The organism is Paraburkholderia monticola, assembly GCF_001580545.1.
GTDB lineage: Bacteria > Pseudomonadota > Gammaproteobacteria > Burkholderiales > Burkholderiaceae > Paraburkholderia > Paraburkholderia monticola.
Genome location: NZ_LRBG01000012.1, coordinates 359,916 through 381,781 on the forward strand (window position 1 = coordinate 359,916; position 21,866 = coordinate 381,781).

Below are 21,866 nucleotides of genomic sequence, written 5' to 3' on the forward strand. Positions count from 1 at the left end.
GAAGAAGAAAGCAAAAGGAAGGTGACGAGCCCGACCCTCGGCACTGGTGGAAAACGGCTGTGGCTGCTTCGTTCCCGACCTGACCAGATTGACCATCCCTCCATGCGAGGAGGCCCGTCACGAAAGATTCTATCATTGCCGCGCGCATTGTGCGACTGTTAATACGAGCAAAACGCGAACGACGCGCCGGTTCGGACGGCTTCGCGCCGTTTGCGCTTGCGTGGTGCGCGCTGCCTGAAGCGTTCCTGGTAACCGTGACGACGCCCCCGCCTGCCCCCCTTGAGTTCCCCACGCGCGCCACCATTTAGATTGCAACGCGGTATCCGTGAGCCGCAGAAACGGGCTGACGCTATGGCGGCGGCCCATTAGCCCCACTGCCCGAATGAGTACTATCGCCATCGGCAACGCATAGCGAATTAAGCTACACTGCCAGTTGAAAGACCCGCAATCGCGAATCTTTCCGCGCATTCCGTGAAAATCCGGCGTTTTTTCAGACGGTTTTCTGATTTTCACAGGGCATGCGTGGCAAGGCTGCGGATGCGGCAAAGCGAACGGAAATTTTCCCGGTTTTTGACGTATCGTGGCGAGCAATTCAGGCGGGCCTCGAACCGACAGAGGTATTCATAAATGAGCGAACAAATCAAGCATATTAGCGACGCATCGTTCGAACAGGACGTCGTGAAATCCGATAAACCCGTGCTGCTCGATTTCTGGGCCGAATGGTGCGGTCCGTGCAAGATGATCGCGCCGATCCTCGACGAAGTCGCGAAGGATTACGCGGATCGCCTGCAAGTCGCGAAGATCAATGTCGACGAACATCAGTCCACGCCGGTCAAGTTCGGCGTGCGCGGCATCCCCACCCTGATCCTGTTCAAGAACGGCGCGGTCGCCGCTCAGAAGGTCGGCGCTCTGTCGAAGTCGCAACTCACCGCGTTCCTCGACGGCAACCTGTAAAGCAGAAGCACGCCGCGGCGCTCGCGAATGTATCGCGCGCCGCAAGCGATTCTGACAGGGCGTGTTGTCGGCTGGCAACACGCTCCACGATAAAGATGCCACGCCGCCGCACTGGCGGAAATTGGCGTGTGCTATGCTAGAATCCACAAAACGTCGAAAAGACGTGTAAGTCTTTGAGCGGTTCCGCTCACCCTCCTCCCAGATTTCATTTCGTCGCACCTTCTCCTGCGGGTTCTCCGTATGCATTTATCCGAGCTTAAGACTCTGCACGTGTCCCAATTGATCGAGATGGCCAATGGCCTCGAGATCGAAAGCGCGAACCGCCTGCGCAAGCAGGAACTGATGTTCGCCATTCTAAAAAAACGCGCCAAAGCGGGCGACACGATCTTCGGCGACGGCACCCTCGAAGTGCTGCCGGACGGTTTCGGCTTCCTGCGTTCGCCGGAAACTTCCTACCTCGCCAGCACGGATGACATCTACATCAGCCCGTCGCAGATCCGCCGCTTCAACCTGCATACGGGCGACACGATCGAAGGCGAAGTCCGCACGCCGAAAGACGGCGAGCGCTATTTTGCGCTGGTGAAGGTGGACAAGGTCAACGGCCAGCCGCCGGAGGCCTCGAAGCACAAGATCATGTTCGAAAACCTGACGCCGCTGCACCCGAACAAGGTGCTGCTGCTCGAACGTGAAATGCGCGGCGAAGAGAATGTGACGGGCCGCATCATCGACATGATCGCGCCGATCGGCAAGGGCCAGCGCGGCCTGCTCGTCGCCTCGCCGAAGTCGGGCAAGACCGTGATGCTTCAGCACATCGCGCACGCGATCAAGCAGAACCATCCCGACGTCGTGCTGTTCGTGCTGCTGATCGACGAGCGTCCGGAAGAAGTGACGGAAATGCAACGTTCGGTGGCCGGCGAAGTGATCGCCTCCACGTTCGACGAACCCGCCGCACGTCACGTGCAGGTCGCCGAAATGGTGATCGAGAAAGCCAAGCGCCTCGTCGAAATGAAGAACGACGTCGTGATTCTGCTCGACTCGATCACGCGTCTCGCGCGCGCCTACAACACCGTCGTGCCGGCTTCGGGCAAGGTGCTGACGGGCGGTGTCGACGCCAACGCGCTGCAGCGTCCGAAGCGCTTCTTCGGCGCGGCGCGCAACATCGAGGAAGGCGGCTCGCTGACCATCATCGGCACGGCGCTGATCGAAACCGGCAGCCGCATGGACGACGTGATCTACGAAGAGTTCAAGGGCACCGGCAACATGGAAGTGCACCTCGAGCGTCGTCTCGCCGAGAAGCGCGTCTACCCGTCGATCAACCTGAACAAGTCGGGCACGCGCCGCGAAGAGCTGCTGATCAAGCCCGAAGTGCTGCAGAAGATCTGGGTACTGCGCAAGTTCATTCACGACATGGACGAAGTCGAGTCGATGGAATTTCTGCTCGACAAGATCCGCCAGACGAAGAGCAACTCCGAGTTCTTCGACATGATGCGCCGTGGTGGCGGCAGCTAACGCGTAACGCACGTGCCGGCCATATCGGCCGGCAACCGCATCGCATGAAAAACCGCTCGCAATTCGCGAGCGGTTTTTTTTCGTCCATCGCTCGCCCGGTCGATGCGGCGTCTCAACATGAACGTGAACGTACACGTTGCAGTACAATGCCGAGACTCCCGCCCCTCCCGGTCACCGTCATGTCGAAGGACTCCCCCGCGCTATTGACCGTGCGCGACGCCGCCGAACGCCTCGGCGTCACGCCGCGCACACTGAAGTATTACGAGGAACGAGGCCTCGTATCACCGACCCGCAGCGAAGGCCGCTACCGCCTGTACGACGAGGAAGATCTGAAACGCTTCGCGCGCATCCTGCGTTTGCGTTCGCTCGGATTCTCGCTACACAGCATCACCGAAATGCTGAAGCGTCCGCTCGAACCGGTCGAAGGTGGGCATCGTTTTTCGACGGAATCGCTGCAGCAGATTCGCGACGCGATCGCCCAGCAGGTCGAAGCGCTCGACGCCCGCATCGAAGCGGTGCGCCGCGAACTGAAGGAAGCCCAGGCCCTGCGCGCCGAACTGGTTCCCGACCTCGACTATCTGGAGCGGCGTCTCGCCGGCGAGAACGCCGACCAACTGCTCGAACAGCGTCGTCACGCGCAAGCCAAAGCGGCGAGCGCCGCTGAAAAAGCCGCCGATACGCCCAGCAGACGCACAGGCAAATCCCGCACCGGCAAACCCGGCTCCGACACCCCGGCCAAATCGTCATGAGCCCCGCTTCATCCCGCGCCGCGTGGTTCAGCGTCGAGAAGCTGCGCGGCGATTTTTTCCCGTGGGTGCTCGCGGTCGTCACCGGCCTCGACTATTTCGACAATGCGATCTTCTCGTTCTTCGCCAGCTATATCGCCGGCGGCGTCAATGCATCGCCAGATGAACTCGTGTGGGCGTCGAGCGCCTATGCGGTCGCGGCGGTGCTCGGCATCCTGCAGCAGGAATGGTGGGTCGAGCGCTTCGGTTACCGGCGCTATGTGGCCGGCTGCATGCTGCTCTATTCGGCGGGCGCGGCCGCGGCGGCACTCAGCGAATCGTCGGTCGAGCTCGCGTTCGCGCGCGGCTTTCAGGGCTACTTCATCGGCCCGATGATGGGCACCTGCCGCATCCTGATCCAGATGAGTTTCACGCCCCAGCAGCGGCCCGCGGCGACACGCGCATTCCTGCTTCTGATCGTGCTCGCGAGCGCGCTTGCGCCGCTCGTCGGTGGGCAATGGGTCGCGCATTTCGACTGGCGCGCATTGTTCGCGTGCACGGTGCCGGCCGGCGTGCTGTTCGCCGCGCTTGCGCTGCTCGCGCTGCCCGATGCCGGCAACCGCCTGCCCGATCAGCGCGGTTCCGCGCATTTCTGGCCGTACCTGATCTTCGCGTTCGCCCAGGGCGCGCTGCAAATCGTGATGCAGCAAGTGCGCTTCCAGCTGTTCAGCGCGTCGCCGGGACTGATCCTGCTGACCGCCGCGGGCTTCGCCGCGCTCGGCTGGTTCGTCTATCACCAGTGGCATCACCCGGCGCCGCTCGTGCGCCTGCATGCCTTGCGCGAAAAGGTCTTCCAGGTCGGCATCGTCCTGTACATGTTCTATTTCTACATGACGACGGTGTTCAGCTATCTGATCTCGCGCTTTCTCGAAAGCGGCCTCGGCTATCCGGTCGAGAACACCGGGCGGCTCGTCGGCGTCACGTCGCTGATCTCGGCGAGCGCGCTGTTCGTCTATTTGCGTTACGCGAAGCTGCTCACGCGCAAGAAGTGGATCATCGTGCCGGGCTTCGCGATCGCCGCGTTCGCCGCCGCGTGGATGACGCGCATGTCGGCGGACGTCGGCGAGGCGGCGCTCGTCGTGCCGCTGTTGCTGCGCGGCCTGCTGTTGCTGTTCATCGTGTTGCCGGTCGCCAATCTGACGTTTCGCATCTTCGCGATCGAGGAGTTCACGCATGGCTATCGGCTGAAAAACATCGTGCGGCAATTGACGATCTCGTTCGCGACCGCCTCGGTGATCATCATCGAGCAGCACAGGCTCGCACTGCACCAAAGTCGCCTCGCGGAGTCCGTGAGTCCGTACAATCCAGTGTTCCAGAACACGCTCGCGGCGCTGACCCGCGGCTTCACCGCTGCGGGCCACGCGGCGGGCGAGGCGCACGCGCTCGCGATCGCGTCGATCAGCCGATCGGTCGCGCAGCAGGCCAGCTTCCTCGCGTCGCTCGACGGCTTCTATTTTCTGATCGGCGTGGCGGTAATCGGCGGCCTGTTCGCCGCGTGGCAAAAACAGATCGACTAGAGGTGGGCTCAAGCATGTTGTCGAAACTCACGAACTGGTTGGACACGCGACGCCGCGAGCGCGCGCTGCGCGACTACGCGATCGACGATGCCTTGTGGCAGGCGACGCTCGCCGGTCTGCCATTTCTCACGCATCTGGAAGCGCCCGAACTCGCGCGGCTGCGCGAACTGACCAGTCTCTTCATCGCGCAGAAGGAGTTCTCGACCGCGCACGAACTCGAGCTGACCGACGCGATGACGGTCGCCATCGCCGCCCAGGCCTGCCTGCCCGTGCTGAACCTGAGCCTCGACCTGTATCGCGGCTGGGTCGGCGTGATCATCTATCCGGGCGAGTTCGTGATCCGCAAGACCGTCGAGGACGAAGACGGCGTCGTGCACGAGATCGAACACGACGCCAGCGGCGAGGCATGGGAAGGCGGGCCGGTGGTGCTGTCGTGGGAAGACGCGCAGATGACCGACGGCAGCGACGCCTACAACGTCGTGATTCACGAGTTCGCGCACAAGATCGACATGCGGAACGGCGAAGCGGACGGCCACCCGCCGCTGATGCGCCGCTGGCACGCGCCGCTCGATGCACAGGCCTGGGCGGACGTGTTCGACCACGCATACGATCACTTCTGCGCGAAGGTCGACGCGGTGCCCGAGCGTCGCTGGGCGCGATTCGAGCGTGACTCGCTGATCGATCCGTACGCGGCGGACCATCCGTCGGAATTTTTCGCCGTATGCAGCGAGGCGCTCTTTGTCCAACCGCACGCGTTCGAGGCGGAGTATCCCGAGCTGTACCGGCTGCTCGCGCGCTACTACCGGCAAGACCCGGCGCGCGTGGGATTGACGTTCGCGCCGGCTTGAATGGCCGGGGACGGCGCCCTGCTCGTACTGCAATAGAATCCGCTGGCAGAAAAATCGTCAAGCGACTGATTTTCTGGCATAATTGCGGCTTTTCGACCGTAGGCAAGTGGCTCGCGCCTGAAGGCAGTCCAATTTTAGACTGCACGCGGGTTGGCTACCGCCAGATTAAAGGAAAGACCATGAAAGAAGGCATTCACCCGAATTACCGCGAAGTCCTGTTCGTCGACATGTCGAACGACTTCAAGTTCGTGACGCGCTCGACCATCCAGACGCGCGAAACCGCGGAATTCAACGGCCAGACCTACCCGCTCGCGAAGATCGAAGTGTCGGCGGAATCGCACCCGTTCTACACCGGCCAGCAAAAGATCATGGACACGGCCGGCCGCGTCGAGAAGTTCAACAAGAAGTTCGGCACGCGCGCTTCGGGCAAGGCAGTGAAGTAATACCGCATCGGTGCCGGCTTCCGGCCGGCAACGCAGCAAAGAAAGGGCAGCGCGAGCTGCCCTTTTTTGTCGCCTGTGCAGGTGCCTCTCCGTGCTTGCACGACATCGTGTTACAGCTTGCCCATTCACGTTGCCGGGCGTTACCGGCGTGACGCGCGGCGCACGGCACGACTACAATGCCGCATGCTCGAGACGGGCCCTGCCGCCCTGACCCGCCGGCCCGCTCCGGCCACATCGCTTATCCTGACTCCACACACCGCATGAGACCTGTCGTTCGCCTCACTGCCTCTGCGACCAGTGCGTTGCCGCGCTGGCTGCTGCTGGCCATCTGTATCGTCTACGCATCGTTTGGCCTGTTTGGCCGCGATCCGTGGAAGAACGAGGACGCAGCCGGCTTCGGTGTCATGTGGACGATGGCCAACGGCGGCGCACACGACTGGCTGCTGCCAAATCTCGTCGGCAAGTATCTGACCGAGGACGGCCCGCTCGGCTACTGGCTCGGCGCGAGCGCGATCCGCGTCCTCTCGCCGTGGGTCGACGCGAGCAACGCGTCGCGCGTGTTCACGGGCCTGCTGTTCTGCGCGGGCTGCGCGTTCGTCTGGTATGCAGCGTATCTGCTCGGGCGGCGTGCCGAAGTGCAGCCGTTCAAATATGCGTTCGGCGGCGAGCCGGAACCGCGCGACTACGGCCGCACGCTCGCCGATGGCGCGCTGCTGATCCTGCTCGCATGCTTCGGCCTCGCCGAGCGCGGCCACGAAACCACGCCGCAACTCGTGCAGTTCGTCTGCATCGCGATGCTCGTGTACGGCCTCGTGCGCATGATCGACAAGCCGATCCAGGGCGCGCTGATCTGGGGTCTCGCGATCGGCCTCGTCACGCTCGCGAGCAGTCCGGTGCTGGTCGCCGCGCTGCTGCTCGGCACGCTCGCGATGACGCTGATCGTGCGCGAAACCCGTTCGCGCTGGCTGCTGCTCGCGGGTCTGCCCGTCGCGCTCGTGCTCGCGGTGTCGTGGCCGATCATCGCGCTCGCCGCCTTTCCCGACGACGCCGTCTGGTATCTGAATCAGTGGCTGCACGTGAGCCTGAACTCATTCGCGGGGCCGCCCGGCTCGGTCGCCGCCTATGCGCTGAAAAACCTGCCGCTGTTCACGTGGCCCGCCTGGCCGCTCGCGCTGTGGTCGTGGTTCAGCTGGAAGGGGCTGCGGCGCGCGCCGCACGTCGCGATTCCGCTGTCGGTGATCGGGCCGCTGTTCGTGCTCGTCGTGCTGCAAAGCCATCAGTCGAACCGGCTCTACATGCTGCTGCTCCCGCCGCTCGCGGTGCTCGCCACGTTCGCGCTGCCGACGCTCAAGCGCGGTGCGATCAACGCAATCGACTGGTTCGCGCTGCTGAGCTTCACGATTCTCGGCAGCTTCGTGTGGCTCGTGTATGTGGCCAGTCTTACCGGCTTCCCGCATCCGCTCGCGCGCAACCTCGCCCGGCTCGCACCGGGCTACGTGCCGCAGTTCAAGATTCTGTCGTTCGTCTGCGCGGTCGCGGTGACGGTGTGCTGGTTCCTGCTGGTGCGCTGGCGCCTCGCGCGTCATCCGAAGGTGCTATGGCGCAGCGTCGTGCTATCGAGTGCCGGCACGACGCTGATGTGGGTGCTGCTGATGACGCTGTGGCTGCCGGTCGTCAACTACAGCCGGACCTATCGCGACGTCGCGCAACAGATCGCCAACCACCTGCCCGATGACTACACATGCATCTCGCCGGTGCGCCTCGGCAATGCGCAGATCGCGACGTTCGCGTATTTCGGCGACATGCATTTCTCGTTCGACGACGACTGCGACGTGATCCTGCGTCAGGATTCGCAGGACTACGGCGACCCGAGCGCGCTGCCCGACTACATCTGGAAGCTCGTGTGGGAAGGCCGCCGCGCCGCCGACCGCGACGAGCGCTTCCGCCTGTACGTGCGCATCGACCGTCCCAAGCCGCCTCCCGGCAAGCGTCGCAACTGGCCCAAGAAGCTCAATTGACCATGTTCGCCGACGTACGGAAAATCGCCGCGCTCGCGTGGCCCGTATTGATCGGCCAACTGGCCATCATCGCCTTCGGCGTGATCGATACGGCGATGGTCGGGCGCTACTCGGCCATCGATCTGGCTGCGCTCGGCCTTGGCTCATCGATCTACATCTCGGTCTATATTGGCCTGACCGGCATCCTGACCGCACTGCAGCCGATCACCGCGCAACTGTACGGCGCGCGCCGCTATGGCGAGATCGGCGAAGAGGTGCGCCAGTCCTGGTGGCTCGCGGCCGCGCTGACGGTGGTCGGCTTTCTGATCCTGTTCTTTCCCGGACCGTTGCTCGCGTTGTCGCGCGTGCCCGACGCGCTGCACGAGCGCACGCTCGCGTATCTACGGATTCTCGCGTTCGGGCTACCCGCCGGCCTCGCGTTTCGTGTCTACAGTTCGGTCGCCAATGCGCTCGGCAAACCGCGGCTCGTGATGTTCCTGCAGATCGGCGCGTTGCTGCTGAAAATTCCGCTCAATACCTGGTTCATCTTCGGCGGCCTCGGCGTGCCGGCCCTCGGCGGTCCGGGCTGCGCGCTCGCGAGCACGCTACTCAACTGGGCGCTCGCGACGCTCGGCATGCTGCTGCTCGCGCGCGTCGACGATTTCAAGGCGCTCGGTATCTTCACCAAGTTCTGCTGGCCGGTCTGGAAGCGACAGGCCGCGCAGCTGCGGCTCGGTATTCCAATGGGCCTGTCGTATCTGATCGAGGTCACGTCGTACACGTTCATGGCGCTTTTCATCGCGCGCTTCGGCACGACGACGCTCGCCGGCCATCAGATCGCCGGCAACATCGGCGCGGTGCTCTATATGACGCCACTGTCGATCGGCATCGCGTCGTCCACGCTGGTCGCCCAGGCGCTCGGCGCGCATCGGCCGCAGGCGGCGCGCACGCTGTCGCGTCACGGCATCGCGATGGCGGTTGCGCTCGCCTGCTGCTACGGCGCGCTGGTGCTGGTGCTGCGGCCGTATATCGTCGACGGCTACACGACGGACGCGCAGGTCGCGGCGAAGGCGTTGCCGCTGGTGCTGATCGTCGCCTGCTACCACCTGTTCGACGCGTTGCAGATCTCGACCGCATTCGTGCTGCGCGCCTACAAGGTGGCGGTCGTGCCCACGGTCATCTACGCGGTGGCGCTGTGGGGCGTCGGGCTCGGCGGCGGCTATGCGCTCGGCTTCGATACGACCGGCCTCACGCCGCCGTGGCTGACTGGTGCGCGCGGCTTCTGGGTCGCCAATACCGCGAGTCTCGCGATTGCCGGGGTCGGGCTCCTCGTGTACTGGAGAGTCGTGAGCCAGCGGTATTTGCGCGAGGATGCGGGCGTAGCGGTGGATTCGACGATCTGACGGGATGGGACACTGGGACCGGCTCACGCCGCGCACGCGGCTTCTGCCGCACGATCCCTGCGCTCGAAAATTTCCCGCGCCGCGAACAGCGCATTGAGCGCGGCCGGAAAGCCCGCATAAAGCGCCATCTGCATGAACACTTCGACGATCTCCTCGCGCGTGCAGCCCACGTTCAACGCTGCCTCGATATGCACCTTCAGCTGCGGCTGCGCGCAGCCGAGCGTCGCGAGCGACGCGATCGTCGCAATCTCACGCGTGCGCAGATCGAGCTGCGGCCGGCTGTAGATGTCGCCGAAGCCGAATTCGATCAACAGCCGTCCGAACTCCGGCGCGACCGGCGCGAGCGCGGCGATTACCTGCTCGCCCGCCGAGCCGTCGATTTCCCTGAGCTTGTTCCATCCGCGCGCGTAGCGCTCGTCGTGTGCGTAGTCCATTGCGAGTCCTGATTGGCGTGTGAGGGCGACGAGGTCTCGTCGTCCTGCCGTGCCGGATCGGGCTCAACCGCGCCGCTCGTGGCCGCCTCGTAGTACGCGATCTTGTCGTCGATCGCGCCGAGGTTGCTCTGCAGATCGGCGATCCGCGCGATCAGCGCGTCACGATGCGCAACCAGCAGGTCGCGGCGCGCGCGCATCGTCGGATGGCCTTGCGCGCGCAACGCGGCGATCTGCTGCATGCCGGCGATCGGCATGCCCGTTGCCTTCAGACGCATCACGAAGCGCAACCAGTCGAGATCGGCCGGCGAGTACAGCCGGTGCCCCGCCTGCGTGCGCCCGACCGGCCGGATCAGCCCGGCCTGTTCGTAATAGCGCAGCGTGTGCGTGGATACGCCGATCGTTTCGGCGACCTGACCGATGGTGAGCGCGGTTGAGTGTTTCGGCATGACGGACTCAGGTTAGGACTTCGAGTGCACTCTAAGTCAAGCGTCGAGCGCTGTCATTCGTCTGCGTTGCCCGTTTTAATCGCAGACGATTGATGGCGCACGATATCGGTCGAAAACTGCATACCCACTGCACCAACCGGTAAAAGTTTTAAATATTGTCCGGCCTGATTTACTTGTCATCATTCGATCGGTATAAATCGTCCGCGATCCCAATTCGGCCCTGCGATTTGTTCTATGCTTAAACGCAGCGCCCGCTCACAGAATGCGCCGTCCGTTCCCGGCTAACGTTTTTGCCCTCAATGGAGTGTTTGCCATGCTGAAGAAGCTTTTCATGCTTTGCGTCGCTGTGGTTCTGTCGCTGTCGGCCGGATTTGCCGCGGCCGTCGAAGTGAATACCGCCGATCAGGCCGCACTCGAATCGGTCAAGGGCATCGGCCCCGTGCATGCGAAAGCGATCCTCGACGAACGCGCCAAGAACGGCCCGTTCAAGAACGCCGACGATCTCGTCGCGCGCGTGAAGGGCATCGGGCCGAAATCGATCGAGAACCTCGAGGCGGCCGGGCTGACGGTCAACGGTTCGTCGGCGCCGCCGACCGGCGCGAAGCCGTCGACGAAATCGGCCGGCACGGCGGCTTCGAAGATGGCCCCGGCGGCGCCTGCGGCCACGCCGGCCACGCCCGCGCCGGCCGCGACCACCGCACCGGCCGCGGCCGCTCCCGCCTCGGCCGCAAAGACCTCGAAGTCGAAGAAGAAGGGCAAGACCGCCGCGTCCGACGCGACAGCCGCTTCAGCACCGGCGGCCGCTGCGGCTAGCGCGCCAGCCGAAGCGTCCGGCGCCAAGGCTTCGAAGAAGGCGAAGAAGAGCAAGGCGGCATCCGCCGCGGCTGCGTCAGGCACCTGATGCCGACGGGTTGCCGCCTTGCGTTTCACCGCGGCGCGCAACCGCGCGTCGCCGTCAACCGCCCGGCCGTCCCGCACGTGCCGGCATTCAAGAGAGACCGTCATGAGCCTACTCGATACCATCGGTTCCCTGCTTGGCAAATCGCCAGAAGGCGGAGGTCAGCAAGCGCTGGTCGCAGCCGCGCTCGAATTCGTCAACAACCAGCCGGGCGGCCTGAACGGCCTGGTCCAGCGTTTCCAGGAAAAGGGGCTCGGCGACGTTGTGTCGTCGTGGATCAGCAATGGCGAAAATCAGCCGATCGCGCCCGACGCGCTGCATGGCGTGCTCGGCTCGCAAGCCGTGACCGACCTCGCCGCAAAAGCCGGCGTCCAGCCCGATCAGGTGACGGGTCTGCTGTCGCAGCTGCTGCCGCACGTCGTCAACGCGGCCACGCCGGATGGCGAAGTGCCGGCCGAGGGCAAGCTGAACGCGACCACGGTGCTCGGCGCGCTCGGCGGCCTGTCTTCGCTGCTCGGCAACAAGGGCAACGCCTGACGACGTGGTGCAGCCATCGCCGGCGGCGGCAGAAGCCACCGGCCTGAAAATCGGCGGACAAAAAGAAAACCGGCAATGAAGTGACCTTCATTGCCGGTTTTTATCATTGGCGGGAACGGCTCGACTGCCACCGTCCCGTCGCGTCAAGCCGCGATCGCGCTCAGTGCACGACGCGTTCGAACACGAGCTGGCCGTCGTCCACTTCGACCGGGATCACATCCTTCGGACCGAACTTGCCAGCGAGGATCAGCTTCGCGATCGGGTTCTCGATCTCCTGCTGAATCGCGCGCTTCAACGGCCGCGCACCGAACAGCGGATCGTAGCCGACCTTGCCGATGTGTTCGAGCGCCGCGTCCGACACCACCAGTTGCATGTCGAGCTTCGCAAGCCGCTCGTGCAGACGCTGCAACTGGATCCGCGCGATCGACTGAATGTTCGAGCGATCGAGCGCATGGAACACGACGACGTCGTCGATCCGGTTCAGGAACTCGGGCCGGAAGTGCAGCTTCACCTCTTCCCACACCGCGTCCTTCACCGCTTCCTGCGGCTCGCCGACCATCGCCTGGATCACCTGCGAACCGAGGTTCGACGTCATCACGATCACCGTGTTCTTGAAGTCGACGGTGCGGCCCTGGCCATCGGTCATGCGGCCGTCGTCGAGCACCTGCAGCAGCACGTTGAACACGTCCGGGTGCGCCTTTTCGATTTCGTCGAGCAGGATCACGCTATACGGCTTGCGGCGCACGGCCTCGGTCAGATAACCGCCCTCCTCGTAGCCGACGTATCCCGGCGGCGCGCCGATCAGACGCGCGACGCTGTGCTTCTCCATGAACTCGCTCATGTCGATGCGGATCAGATGGTCTTCCGAGTCGAACAGGAACGACGCCAACGCCTTGCACAGCTCCGTCTTGCCGACGCCGGTCGGTCCGAGGAACAGGAACGAACCGTAGGGACGGTTCGGATCCGACAAACCCGCGCGCGAGCGGCGGATCGCATCGGCGACCGCGTTGATCGCCTCATCCTGACCGACCACGCGGTCGTGCAGTTTGGACTCGATCTGCAGCAGCTTCTCACGCTCGCCCTGCATCATCCGCGACACCGGGATGCCCGTCGAACGCGACACGACCTCGGCGATCTCTTCCGCACCGACCTGGGTGCGCAACAGACGCGGACGCTTCGGACTGTTCTGTTCCTCGGCTTCGGCGCGCGTGACTTCCTTCAGCTGCCGCTCGAGACCCGGCAGCTTGCCGTATTGCAATTCGGCGACCTTCTCGAGCTTGCCCTCGCGCTGCAGCCGCGTGATTTCCGCGCGGGTTTTCTCGATCTCTTCCTTCAACTGGGCGCTGCCCTGCACCGCCGCCTTTTCCGCGGTCCAGATTTCATCGAGGTCCGAATATTCGCGATTGAGCCGCTCGATTTCCTCCTCGATCAGCTGCAGACGCTTCTGCGACGCCTCGTCCTTCTCCTTCTTCACCGCTTCGCGCTCGATCTTCAGCTGGATCAGACGACGATCGAGCCGGTCCATCTCCTCGGGCTTCGAATCGATTTCCATCTTGATCTTCGAGGCGGCTTCGTCGATCAGATCGATCGCCTTGTCCGGCAGAAAGCGGTCCGTGATGTAGCGATGCGAGAGCTCCGCGGCCGCGACGATCGCCGGGTCGGTGATGTCGACGCCGTGGTGCAGCTCATAGCGCTCCTGCAAACCGCGCAGGATCGCAATGGTCGCCTCGACCGACGGTTCGTCCACCAGCACCTTCTGGAAGCGGCGCTCGAGCGCGGCATCCTTCTCGATGTATTTACGGTATTCGTCGAGCGTGGTCGCGCCGACGCAATGCAGCTCGCCGCGCGAGAGCGCCGGTTTCAGCATGTTGCCCGCGTCCATCGCGCCCTCGGCCTTGCCGGCGCCGACCATCGTGTGAATTTCGTCGATGAAGACGATGGTCTGCCCTTCGTCCTTCGCGATGTCGTTGAGCACGGCCTTCAGGCGCTCCTCGAACTCGCCGCGATATTTGGCGCCCGCGAGCAGCGCGGCCATGTCGAGCGACAGCACGCGCTTGTTCTTCAGCGTTTCCGGCACTTCGCCATTGACGATGCGCTGCGCGAGCCCTTCGACGATCGCGGTCTTGCCGACGCCCGGCTCGCCGATCAGCACCGGGTTGTTCTTGGTGCGGCGCTGCAGGATCTGGATGGAACGGCGGATTTCGTCGTCGCGGCCGATCACGGGATCGAGCTTGCCGGCGCGGGCGCGCTCGGTCAGATCGATCGTGTATTTCTTCAGCGCTTCGCGCTGGCTTTCGGCGTCCTGGCTATGCACCTGCGAGCCGCCGCGCACCGCGGCGATCGCGGTCTCGAGGGCCTTGCGCGACAGTCCGTGCTCGCGCGCGAGACGGCCGGCATCGCCCTTGTCGTCGGCGACCGCGAGCAGGAACATCTCGCTCGCGATGAACGTGTCGTTGAGCTTCTGCGCTTCCTTGTCGGCCTGGTTCAACAGACCGGTCAATTCGCGGCCGATCTGCACGTTGCCGTCGGTGCCCCGCACTTGCGGCAGCCGCGTGATGGCGTCGTTCAGTGCGGTTTGCAGCGGCTGCACATGCACGCCGGCGCGCGATAGCAGCGAGCGCGACGAGCCGTCCTGCTGCGCGACGAGCGCCGCCAGCACGTGGACCGGTTCGATGTACTGATTGTCGCGGCCAACCGCCAGACTTTGGGCGTCAGCCAGTGCTTCCTGGAATTTAGTGGTGAGTTTGTCGATTCTCATCAAGAGACCTCCAATTTCGATTACCACCAAAATGAGGCGTTTTATTAGGGTTTCAAGCGCTTTTTTGGCCTCGGTCGCAACTATTTAACATTTGAGCGCAAGAACTGCCGCGATCCTTCCCCCAGTGCCGCGGCTGGTCGAGTCTGCGCTGCTCGAACCGGCGGGATCTTCTAGTCTTTCTGGCCCAGCGCCACCGGGCTGCCGGCGCGCGTGCTGTCGGGAGCGAGCGGAATCGGCAGCGGCACCGTCTGAATAATGGGGCCCAGCCCAAGCAATGCCGCGAGCGGACTTTGTGGCTGCGCGACTTCGCTGATCGTATAGCGATCGAGTTCGGCCAGAAAAGCAAGGCTCGCTGCCTGCAGCGCGCCACGCAACCGGCACTGCGGACTGATCACGCAGGGCCGCTGGACGCCCTGCCGGTCCGGCAGACAGGCGACGAGAGCAAAGTCGCTTTCCGTCTGGCGCACCACGTCGCCGACAGTCAAGCCGAGCGACTGCGGGCTGAGCCGCAGCCCGCCATTGCGGCCGCGCACGGTTTCGACCCAGCCAAGCTCGCCGAGTTGCTGCACGACCTTCATCAGATGGTTCTTCGAGATGCCGTAAGCCTGCGAAACGTCCTGAATCGTCGATAATCCGTCGCCCCGCACCGCGAGGTACAGCAGCACGCGCAGCGCGTAATCCGTGTAGTCGGTCAGTCTCATAGGTCCTGGTGTAGCGTAAAAGGCCGCGCGCAACCGCCTTGAATGCGCCGATAGCCGGATCGACTCAAGGCTTGCCGTGAACGAGCGCCGCGCCCTAACATGACTGGCTGGCGGCGTCGTTCTGCTAGTCGCTTTGCATAGCTGTGCCGGATAGCAATAGTAACTTTTTCGCGTCAAACCGTTTGTTAGAAATGGGGGGGTCGAGGCTCCGCTCTGGGAGTTCGCCTCCGGTGAAGCGGCCCCGGACCGTTTTGCGGCAAGCGCAGCCGCTGGTCCGACGCTCGCGCCAGGGCTGAGGCGCCGCCATCGACCCGCCGCCATCGCAAGCGCATTTTTTCTGGAATCCGCATGAATCCGTCTTTTCCCGCCGCGCCGCCGGTCGAGCGCGCGGCCGAACCCACCGAGGCGAATATCCGCGATCTCGTCTACGGTTTTTACGATCGCGTGCGCGCCGATGCGCTGCTCGGTCCGGTTTTCGAGGCGAAGCTCGAAGGTCGCTGGGACGACCATCTGCCGAAGATGTGCACGTTCTGGGGTAGCCTCGTGCTCGGCGCGAAGCAGTATCGCGGCAACGTGCAGCAGGCGCATCAGCCGCTCGAAGGCGTCGAGCCGCAGCATTTCAGCCGCTGGCTGTACCTGTTCCTCGACACGGTCGAGTCGCGCTATCAGCCGGCCGCGGCGGTCCGCTTCATGGAGCCGGCGCTGCGGATCGCGCAGAGTCTGCAGTTGAGCCGTTTCGGATGGGATTACAAGATTCCGCCGGAGCAGCAGGCGCTGCTCGAGCGGGTCGCGCCGAAGCGTCGGCCGCGCGACGGCGACGGCGACGACGGCGAAGCACCCTCGCGACCGGCTGGGGAGCCGTTTCCGGTGCCGATCATCGGACGGTCAGAGGAGAAGTGAACGCCGGCGGGACCGACGCGGGCCGCCCTTGCGCCCCCGTTGGGCCCCCGTTGGGCCCCAGTTACCCGCGGCTGGCTTACTCCGCCGTCCGGTTTCCCGACTCGATGCCCCAGCGCGCGAGCGCCGCATCGTCGGTCACGCGCGCGTCGACCCAGCGCTCGCCCGCTTCGGTTTTCTCCTTCTTCCAGAACGGCGCTTCGGTCTTCAGATAGTCCATCACGAATTCGCACGACGCAAACGCGTCGCCACGGTGCGCGGCCGTCGTCGCAACGAGCACGATCTGATCGAGCGGCAACAGTTTGCCGACCCGATGCACGATCAGCACCTCGATGCCGGGCCAGCGTCCGCGCGCACGCTCGACGATCGCCTCGAGTGACTTCTCGGTCATGCCCGGATAGTGCTCGAGCTCCATCGTCTGAACCGAACTGCCCTCGTTGAGGTCTCGCACGGTGCCGACGAAGCACGCGACCGCGCCGATCTTCGGATTGCGTGCGCGCAGCGCGGCGACCTCGGCACTGAGGTCGAAGTCTTCGGTCTGGACGCGAACGGGCATGGAAGGCTCCTGAGGGCTTCTATCGACGGCGTGATCGTGATGCGCGCGAGCGCGGCTCAGCCGCCGGTGACGGGCGGAAAAAACGCGACCTCGCAGCCCTCGGAGAGGCGGGTGCCCGGGTCGGTCATCACGTGGTTGCAGGCCATGCGCAGCGCGCGGCCTTCGGCGAGCGTCTCGGCCCAGACGCCGCCGCGCACGCGCAACCACGCACGCACGTCGCCGACGGTCGCGATGCCATCGGGCACGTCGACGGTTTCGTCGGACGTGTTGAGCGCTTCACGCACGCTCGCAAAGTATCGGAGTTCAATCTTCATCGGGATACCGCCGGTCTGCGCCGCCTCTGCCGCGGCTGACCGGCCTCAGTTCAGCAGTTCGGAAAACGGAATGAAGCGCACGGTTTCGCCGGCACTGATCGCGTGGTTCGGCGGATTGTCGATCAGGCCGTCGGCCCAGACGGTCGACGTCAACACAGCCGAACTCTGGTTCGCAAACAGATCGAGCCCCCCCGCCGCGTTGACGCGCGCGCGCAGGAACTCGTTGCGGCGATCGGCCTTGCCCTGCGTGAAGTCCGCGCGCAGCGACAGCGCGCGCGGCGCGACCGCCTGCACGCCAGCCAGACGCAGCACGAACGGACGCACGAACAGCAGGAAGGTCGCGAAGCTCGACACCGGATTGCCGGGCAGACCGATGAAGAACGTTTCGGCCGGCTCGCCCCCACCCTCGCCACCCGCGCCACCCGCGCTACGGCGCACCGCGCCGAAGGCGAGCGGCTTGCCCGGCTTCATCGCGATCTGCCACATCGACAGACGCCCTTCGGCCTCGACCGCTGGCTTCACGTGATCCTCCTCGCCGACCGATACGCCGCCGCAGGTGAGAATCAGATCGTGCGCGTGGGCGGCCTCGCGCAGCGTCGCGCGGGTTGCCTCGAGTTGATCGGCGACGATGCCGTAGTCGGTCACTTCGCAGCCGAGCCTCTCGAGCAGGCCGCGCAGCGTGAAGCGATTCGAGTTGTAGATCGCACCGGGCTTCAACGGCTCGCCGGGCATCGTCAGTTCGTCGCCGGTGAAGAATACGGCGACCTTCACGCGCCGACGCACCTCGAGCCGCGCGCATCCGACCGACGCGGCAAGCCCCAACGCCTGCGGCGTGAGCCGCGTGCCGGCCGGCAGGATCACCGAGCCCGCGCGAATATCGGCGCCCTGCGCGGTGATCCATTCGCCCGCCTGCGGACGATGCACGATCGTGACTTCGTCGCCGGCCACCTCGGTCTGCTCCTGCATCACGACCGCGTCCGCGCCTGCGGGCACCGTCGCGCCCGTAAAGATGCGCGCCGCGCTGCCGGGCGCGAGCGGCGTCGGCGCATGGCCGGCCGGAATGCGTTGCGAGACCGGCAGGCGGCTGCCGTGCGCGAGATCGGCGATGCGAACCGCGTAGCCGTCCATCGCGCTCGTGTTCATCGGCGGGACGTCGAGCGGCGAGGTGACGTCGGTGGCGAGCACGCGGTTGAGCGCGTCGAGCGTCGGCAGCGTTTCCAGACCGTCGATCGGGCGCGCGGCGTCGAGCAGGATCGCCAACGCATCGGCAGTGGCGAGCATCGGAGCGCGGTGCGTGGGAGTGGACATCGGGAGTGTCGAAGCCGCAGGTTAAAAGAACATTGTAGCGGCCGATGCCGTCAGCCTGGGTGGCCGGGCGTTATGGGGAGCTTTTTGTGATTTTCGATGCGAGGCCGCGGAGGGTGCGGCCAGCGCTTGTGCAGGCGCAGGCGCGGGCGTGGGCGTGGGCAACCCGAATCGGCGCGGCACTCGGGGATGCCGCGCGAGCCGTCCAGCGGCTCACGCGGCTCAGTCGCCCGTATTTGGCCTTATTTGCCTTTATTCGCCGGTATTCGCGACGATAAAGTCCTTCACGCGCTGGGCATCCGCGGGTACGACCTCGAAGCGCTGTGGCAGCGACTCGAGCCCCGAGAACGCCGCCGGCCGCTCCGGCTCGCGCAGCAGCGCCTCGCGGATCGTCTCGCCGAATTTGATCGGCTGAGCGGTCTCGAGCACGATCATCGGCACGCCCGGCTGCAGATGCTCGCGCGCGACCTTCACGCCGTCGGCCGTATGCGTGTCGATCATCGTGTCGTAACGCTCGAACACGTCGCGAATCGTCTCGACGCGGGTGTCGTGGCTGCTGCTGCCCGACACGAAGCCGAACGCCTGCACGCGCGCGAAGTCGCCGCTCGCCGCGAGGTCGAAGCCGCCCTTCTCCTCGACGTCGCGGAACAGCTGCAACACGCGCGCCGGATCACGGCCGAGCAGGTCATACACGAAGCGCTCGAAATTCGATGCCTTCGAGATGTCCATGCTCGGGCTGCTGGTGTGGTAGGTCTCGGCCGCCTTGCGCACGCGGTAGATGCCGGTACGGAAGAATTCGTCGAGCACGTCGTTTTCGTTGGTCGCGACGACGAGCTTCTCGATCGGCAAACCCATCATGCGGGCGATATGGCCCGCGCACACGTTGCCGAAGTTGCCCGACGGCACCGTGAACGACACGCGCTCGTCGTTCGACTTCGTCGCGGCAAAGTAACCCTTGAAGTAATAGACGACCTGCGCGACGACCCGCGCCCAGTTGATCGAGTTGACCGTGCCGATCTTGTACTTCGCCTTGAACGCGTGATCGTTCGACACCGCCTTCACGATGTCCTGCGCGTCGTCGAACACGCCTTCCACCGCGAGGTTGAAGATGTTCGGATCTTGCAGGCTATACATCTGCGCGGTCTGGAACGCGCTCATTTTCTTGTGCGGCGACAGCATGAACACACGGATGCCCTGCTTGCCGCGCATCGCGTATTCGGCGGCGCTGCCGGTGTCGCCCGAGGTCGCGCCGAGAATGTTCAGCGTTTCGCCGTGCTTCGCGAGCGCGTACTCGAACAGGTTGCCGATCAGCTGCATCGCCATGTCCTTGAACGCGAGCGTCGGCCCGTTCGACAGTTCGAGCAGCGACAGCGGCGCACCGTCTTCGACGCCGAGCGTCTTCAGCGGCGTGATCTGCGCGGCGCTTTCGTCGTCGCGCACGTTGCAGTAGGTCGCGGCCGTGTAGGTCTTGCGCGTCAGCGCGCGCAGATCGTCGGCGGGGATGTCGTCGCAGAACTTCGACAGGATCTCGAACGCGAGATCCGCGTACGGCAGCGCGCGCCAGCGCGCCAGTTCATCCGGCGTGACGCGCGGATAGTCGGCCGGCAGATACAGGCCGCCGTCTTTCGCGAGACCGCCGAGCAGGATGTCGGAGAAGGTATGGCGCTCGCCGGCTCCGGCGCCGCGCGTGGAGAGGTAGTTCATAGTTCGGCCTAGTTCAGCGCTTCCATGCGCAGCTTCGTGACTTGCGAGACGACGGTCTTCAGCGCCTCGATCGACTTGATCGCGGCGTTGACCTGCTTTTCGACCGTCTCGTGCGTGATCAGGAGGATGTCGGTTTCGCCCTTGCCATTCGCGTCGACGAGCTCGGACTCCTTTTGCAGCAGCGCGTCGATCGAAATGCCGGTGTCCGCCAGAATGCGCGTGATGTCGGCGAGCACGCCGGTCACGTCGGCGACGCGCAGGCGCAGGTAGTAGCCGCTGCGGACTTCGTCGATCGGCAGGATCGGGGTGCTCGACAGGCTGTCCGGCTGGAATGCCAGATGCGGCACGCGGTGCTCGGGGTCGGCCGTGTGCAGGCGCGTCACGTCGACCAGATCGGCGACTACGGCCGAAGCCGTCGGCTCCGCGCCGGCGCCCTTGCCGTAGTAAAGCGTCGTGCCGACCGCGTCGCCGTGCACGACGACCGCGTTCATCGCGCCTTCCACATTGGCGAGCAGGCGTTTTTCCGGAATCAACGTGGGATGCACGCGCAGCTCGATGCCTTGGTCGGTGCGGCGCGTGATGCCGAGCAGCTTGATGCGGTAGCCGAGCTCCTCGGCGTATTTGATGTCGATCGCGGCGAGCTTGCTGATGCCCTCGACGTACGCGCGGTCGAACTGCACCGGCACGCCGAACGCGATCGCGCTCATGATCGTCGCCTTGTGCGCGGCGTCGACGCCTTCGATGTCGAAGGTCGGGTCCGCTTCCGCGTAGCCGAGCTCCTGCGCGGCCTTCAGCGCGGTCGCGAAATCGAGGCCGCGGTCACGCATCTCCGACAGGATGTAGTTCGTCGTCCCGTTGATAATGCCCGCGATGTACTGGATGCGGTTCGCGGTCAGCCCTTCGCGCAGCGCCTTGATGATCGGAATGCCGCCCGCCACCGCCGCCTCGAACGCGACCATCACGCCGTTCGCGTGCGCCGCCTCGAAAATCTCCGTGCCATGCACCGCGAGCAGCGCCTTGTTGGCCGTGACCACGTGCTTGCCGTTGTTGATCGCGCGCAGCACGAGCTCGCGCGCGATGCCCGTGCCGCCGATCATTTCCGCGACGATCGCGATCGACGGATCGTCCACGACCGCGTTGAAATCATCGGTCAGCGCCACGCTGCCGGCTTCGCCGCCAAGCGCCGCGGTTGCCTTGGCCGGATTGCGCACGGCAATGCGCGCAATCTCGATGCCGCGGCCCGCGCGACGTTTGATTTCTTCCTGATTGCGGCGCAGTACCGTGAAGGTGCCGCTGCCTACCGTGCCGAAGCCCAGCAGTCCAACTTTGATCGGTTCCATGCAGCGTGAGTTTCTAATAGAGGTTTGAAAAGGGTGTCGAGGGTGGCACGAGCGGCGCGCCTCGCGCGCCACATCGTACGCGAGGCCGGCTCAGGCCGTATGACGTTTGCGGTAGCCATCGAGGAAACGCGCGATCCGGTTGATCGAATCCGCGAGGTCGTCGACGTTCGGCAGGAACACGACGCGGAAGTGATCCGGCGTCTTCCAGTTGAAGCCGGTGCCCTGCACGAGCAGCACGCGCTCTTCGAGCAGCAGGTCGAGGATGAACTGCTGGTCGTTCTGGATCGGATACACCTTCGGGTCGAGCCGCGGAAACATGTACAGCGCCGCCTCGGGCTTCACGCAGCTCACGCCGGGGATCGCCGTCAGCATGTCGTACGCGAGCTCACGCTGCCTGTAGAGCCGCCCGCCCGGCGCGATCAGGTCGTTGATGCTCTGATAGCCGCCGAGCGCGGTCTGGATCGCGTACTGGCCGGGCACGTTCGGGCACAGCCGCATCGACGCGAGGATGCCGAGCCCT

The 21,866-nt window shown here is 64.7% G+C and carries 21 protein-coding genes and 1 other RNA gene; 11 read left to right on the forward strand and 11 right to left on the reverse strand.

Annotated elements, in window-relative coordinates; all coding sequences use genetic code 11:
* Positions 1-20: 20 nt before the first annotated feature.
* Positions 21-119, reverse strand: an RNA gene (ffs, locus tag CI15_RS16225) — signal recognition particle sRNA small type.
* Positions 120-627: 508 nt separating this feature from the next.
* On the opposite strand from ffs, the gene trxA reads away from it, so the two are divergent.
* From trxA to CI15_RS16265, 8 genes are all read left to right on the forward strand, one after another.
* The gene (gene trxA, locus CI15_RS16230; RefSeq protein WP_013089343.1) at positions 628-954 is read left to right on the forward strand and encodes a thioredoxin TrxA; all 327 of its coding nucleotides are present in this window, start codon (positions 628-630) and stop codon (positions 952-954) included.
* A gap of 240 nt (positions 955-1,194) precedes the next feature.
* Positions 1,195-2,463: a transcription termination factor Rho gene (gene rho, locus CI15_RS16235; RefSeq protein WP_008921615.1), complete on the forward strand. Its 1,269-nt coding sequence runs from the start codon at positions 1,195-1,197 to the stop codon at positions 2,461-2,463.
* Positions 2,464-2,642: 179 nt separating this feature from the next.
* Positions 2,643-3,212 carry a MerR family transcriptional regulator gene (locus CI15_RS16240; protein ID WP_062129333.1) on the forward strand — a complete coding sequence of 190 codons (570 nt, stop codon included), beginning with the start codon at positions 2,643-2,645 and terminating at the stop codon, positions 3,210-3,212.
* Entirely contained in the window at positions 3,209-4,765 is a 1,557-nt protein-coding gene (locus CI15_RS16245; RefSeq protein WP_062129334.1) for an MFS transporter, read from the forward strand. The genes CI15_RS16240 and CI15_RS16245 overlap by 4 nt, the downstream gene beginning before the upstream one ends.
* A gap of 14 nt (positions 4,766-4,779) precedes the next feature.
* Complete coding sequence (locus CI15_RS16250) at positions 4,780-5,613, forward strand: M90 family metallopeptidase (protein WP_062129335.1); 834 nt, start codon at positions 4,780-4,782, stop codon at positions 5,611-5,613.
* A gap of 179 nt (positions 5,614-5,792) precedes the next feature.
* On the forward strand, positions 5,793-6,056 hold the full coding sequence (locus CI15_RS16255) for a type B 50S ribosomal protein L31 (protein ID WP_062129336.1): 264 nt from the start codon (positions 5,793-5,795) through the stop codon (positions 6,054-6,056).
* 260 nt (positions 6,057-6,316) lie between these two features.
* Complete coding sequence (locus CI15_RS16260) at positions 6,317-8,074, forward strand: ArnT family glycosyltransferase (protein WP_062129337.1); 1,758 nt, start codon at positions 6,317-6,319, stop codon at positions 8,072-8,074.
* Positions 8,075-8,076: 2 nt separating this feature from the next.
* Entirely contained in the window at positions 8,077-9,456 is a 1,380-nt protein-coding gene (locus tag CI15_RS16265) for an MATE family efflux transporter (RefSeq protein ID WP_062129338.1), read from the forward strand.
* A gap of 23 nt (positions 9,457-9,479) precedes the next feature.
* Here CI15_RS16265 and CI15_RS16270 read toward each other — a convergent pair whose 3' ends face one another.
* Both CI15_RS16270 and CI15_RS16275 read right to left on the reverse strand, forming a co-directional pair.
* Positions 9,480-9,890: a carboxymuconolactone decarboxylase family protein gene (locus tag CI15_RS16270; RefSeq protein WP_062129339.1), complete on the reverse strand. Its 411-nt coding sequence runs from the start codon at positions 9,888-9,890 to the stop codon at positions 9,480-9,482.
* On the reverse strand, positions 9,809-10,336 hold the full coding sequence (locus CI15_RS16275; protein WP_062129340.1) for a MerR family transcriptional regulator: 528 nt from the start codon (positions 10,334-10,336) through the stop codon (positions 9,809-9,811). The genes CI15_RS16270 and CI15_RS16275 overlap by 82 nt, the downstream gene beginning before the upstream one ends.
* A gap of 313 nt (positions 10,337-10,649) precedes the next feature.
* On the opposite strand from CI15_RS16275, the gene CI15_RS16280 reads away from it, so the two are divergent.
* Together CI15_RS16280 and CI15_RS16285 are read left to right on the forward strand one after the other, a co-directional pair.
* On the forward strand, positions 10,650-11,237 hold the full coding sequence (locus tag CI15_RS16280; RefSeq protein WP_062129341.1) for a ComEA family DNA-binding protein: 588 nt from the start codon (positions 10,650-10,652) through the stop codon (positions 11,235-11,237).
* A gap of 18 nt (positions 11,238-11,255) precedes the next feature.
* Complete coding sequence (locus CI15_RS16285; protein ID WP_479494850.1) at positions 11,256-11,771, forward strand: YidB family protein; 516 nt, start codon at positions 11,256-11,258, stop codon at positions 11,769-11,771.
* Between the two features lie 160 nt (positions 11,772-11,931).
* Here CI15_RS16285 and clpB read toward each other — a convergent pair whose 3' ends face one another.
* Together clpB and CI15_RS16295 are read right to left on the reverse strand one after the other, a co-directional pair.
* Positions 11,932-14,529 carry an ATP-dependent chaperone ClpB gene (gene clpB / locus CI15_RS16290; RefSeq protein WP_062129343.1) on the reverse strand — a complete coding sequence of 866 codons (2,598 nt, stop codon included), beginning with the start codon at positions 14,527-14,529 and terminating at the stop codon, positions 11,932-11,934.
* Positions 14,530-14,699: 170 nt separating this feature from the next.
* Positions 14,700-15,230, reverse strand: a complete 531-nt coding sequence (locus tag CI15_RS16295) for an Rrf2 family transcriptional regulator (RefSeq protein WP_062129344.1) — start codon at positions 15,228-15,230, stop codon at positions 14,700-14,702.
* Between the two features lie 348 nt (positions 15,231-15,578).
* On the opposite strand from CI15_RS16295, the gene CI15_RS16300 reads away from it, so the two are divergent.
* A complete protein-coding gene (locus tag CI15_RS16300) occupies positions 15,579-16,130 on the forward strand; it encodes a group III truncated hemoglobin (RefSeq protein ID WP_062129345.1) in 552 nt (183 codons plus the stop codon).
* Between the two features lie 76 nt (positions 16,131-16,206).
* On the opposite strand, the gene CI15_RS16305 is transcribed toward CI15_RS16300, so the two are convergent.
* The 6 genes from CI15_RS16305 to CI15_RS16330 all read right to left on the reverse strand — a co-directional run.
* Positions 16,207-16,683 carry a molybdenum cofactor biosynthesis protein MoaE gene (locus tag CI15_RS16305; RefSeq protein ID WP_062129346.1) on the reverse strand — a complete coding sequence of 159 codons (477 nt, stop codon included), beginning with the start codon at positions 16,681-16,683 and terminating at the stop codon, positions 16,207-16,209.
* A gap of 56 nt (positions 16,684-16,739) precedes the next feature.
* Positions 16,740-16,997 carry a molybdopterin converting factor subunit 1 gene (moaD, locus tag CI15_RS16310; RefSeq protein ID WP_062129347.1) on the reverse strand — a complete coding sequence of 86 codons (258 nt, stop codon included), beginning with the start codon at positions 16,995-16,997 and terminating at the stop codon, positions 16,740-16,742.
* A 45-nt stretch (positions 16,998-17,042) separates the two neighbouring features.
* A complete protein-coding gene (locus CI15_RS16315) occupies positions 17,043-18,278 on the reverse strand; it encodes a molybdopterin molybdotransferase MoeA (RefSeq protein ID WP_062129348.1) in 1,236 nt (411 codons plus the stop codon).
* Positions 18,279-18,554: 276 nt separating this feature from the next.
* On the reverse strand, positions 18,555-20,006 hold the full coding sequence (thrC, locus tag CI15_RS16320; RefSeq protein WP_062129349.1) for a threonine synthase: 1,452 nt from the start codon (positions 20,004-20,006) through the stop codon (positions 18,555-18,557).
* Positions 20,007-20,014: 8 nt separating this feature from the next.
* Complete coding sequence (locus CI15_RS16325) at positions 20,015-21,346, reverse strand: homoserine dehydrogenase (RefSeq protein ID WP_062129350.1); 1,332 nt, start codon at positions 21,344-21,346, stop codon at positions 20,015-20,017.
* A 90-nt stretch (positions 21,347-21,436) separates the two neighbouring features.
* Positions 21,437-21,866, reverse strand: a 430-nt coding sequence (locus tag CI15_RS16330) for an aminotransferase class I/II-fold pyridoxal phosphate-dependent enzyme (RefSeq protein WP_153041122.1), incomplete at its 5' end; no start/stop codon positions are given.

What these genes read in the sequence shown, in the direction of transcription:
- CI15_RS16255 (WP_062129336.1), top strand. Translation starts at nt 5,793, where the DNA reads ATGAAAGAAGGCATTCACCCGAATTACCGCGAAGTCCTGTTCGTCGAC.
- CI15_RS16275 (WP_062129340.1), bottom strand. Translation starts at nt 10,336, where the DNA reads ATGCCGAAACACTCAACCGCGCTCACCATCGGTCAGGTCGCCGAAACG.
- CI15_RS16260 (WP_062129337.1), top strand. Translation starts at nt 6,317, where the DNA reads ATGAGACCTGTCGTTCGCCTCACTGCCTCTGCGACCAGTGCGTTGCCG.
- CI15_RS16280 (WP_062129341.1), top strand. Translation starts at nt 10,650, where the DNA reads ATGCTGAAGAAGCTTTTCATGCTTTGCGTCGCTGTGGTTCTGTCGCTG.
- CI15_RS16325 (WP_062129350.1), bottom strand. Translation starts at nt 21,346, where the DNA reads ATGGAACCGATCAAAGTTGGACTGCTGGGCTTCGGCACGGTAGGCAGC.
- moaD (WP_062129347.1), bottom strand. Translation starts at nt 16,997, where the DNA reads ATGAAGATTGAACTCCGATACTTTGCGAGCGTGCGTGAAGCGCTCAAC.
- rho (WP_008921615.1), top strand. Translation starts at nt 1,195, where the DNA reads ATGCATTTATCCGAGCTTAAGACTCTGCACGTGTCCCAATTGATCGAG.
- CI15_RS16265 (WP_062129338.1), top strand. Translation starts at nt 8,077, where the DNA reads ATGTTCGCCGACGTACGGAAAATCGCCGCGCTCGCGTGGCCCGTATTG.
- CI15_RS16315 (WP_062129348.1), bottom strand. Translation starts at nt 18,278, where the DNA reads ATGCTCGCCACTGCCGATGCGTTGGCGATCCTGCTCGACGCCGCGCGC.
- thrC (WP_062129349.1), bottom strand. Translation starts at nt 20,006, where the DNA reads ATGAACTACCTCTCCACGCGCGGCGCCGGAGCCGGCGAGCGCCATACC.
- CI15_RS16250 (WP_062129335.1), top strand. Translation starts at nt 4,780, where the DNA reads ATGTTGTCGAAACTCACGAACTGGTTGGACACGCGACGCCGCGAGCGC.
- CI15_RS16245 (WP_062129334.1), top strand. Translation starts at nt 3,209, where the DNA reads ATGAGCCCCGCTTCATCCCGCGCCGCGTGGTTCAGCGTCGAGAAGCTG.
- CI15_RS16305 (WP_062129346.1), bottom strand. Translation starts at nt 16,683, where the DNA reads ATGCCCGTTCGCGTCCAGACCGAAGACTTCGACCTCAGTGCCGAGGTC.
- clpB (WP_062129343.1), bottom strand. Translation starts at nt 14,529, where the DNA reads ATGAGAATCGACAAACTCACCACTAAATTCCAGGAAGCACTGGCTGAC.
- CI15_RS16295 (WP_062129344.1), bottom strand. Translation starts at nt 15,230, where the DNA reads ATGAGACTGACCGACTACACGGATTACGCGCTGCGCGTGCTGCTGTAC.
- CI15_RS16240 (WP_062129333.1), top strand. Translation starts at nt 2,643, where the DNA reads ATGTCGAAGGACTCCCCCGCGCTATTGACCGTGCGCGACGCCGCCGAA.
- trxA (WP_013089343.1), top strand. Translation starts at nt 628, where the DNA reads ATGAGCGAACAAATCAAGCATATTAGCGACGCATCGTTCGAACAGGAC.
- CI15_RS16270 (WP_062129339.1), bottom strand. Translation starts at nt 9,890, where the DNA reads ATGGACTACGCACACGACGAGCGCTACGCGCGCGGATGGAACAAGCTC.
- CI15_RS16300 (WP_062129345.1), top strand. Translation starts at nt 15,579, where the DNA reads ATGAATCCGTCTTTTCCCGCCGCGCCGCCGGTCGAGCGCGCGGCCGAA.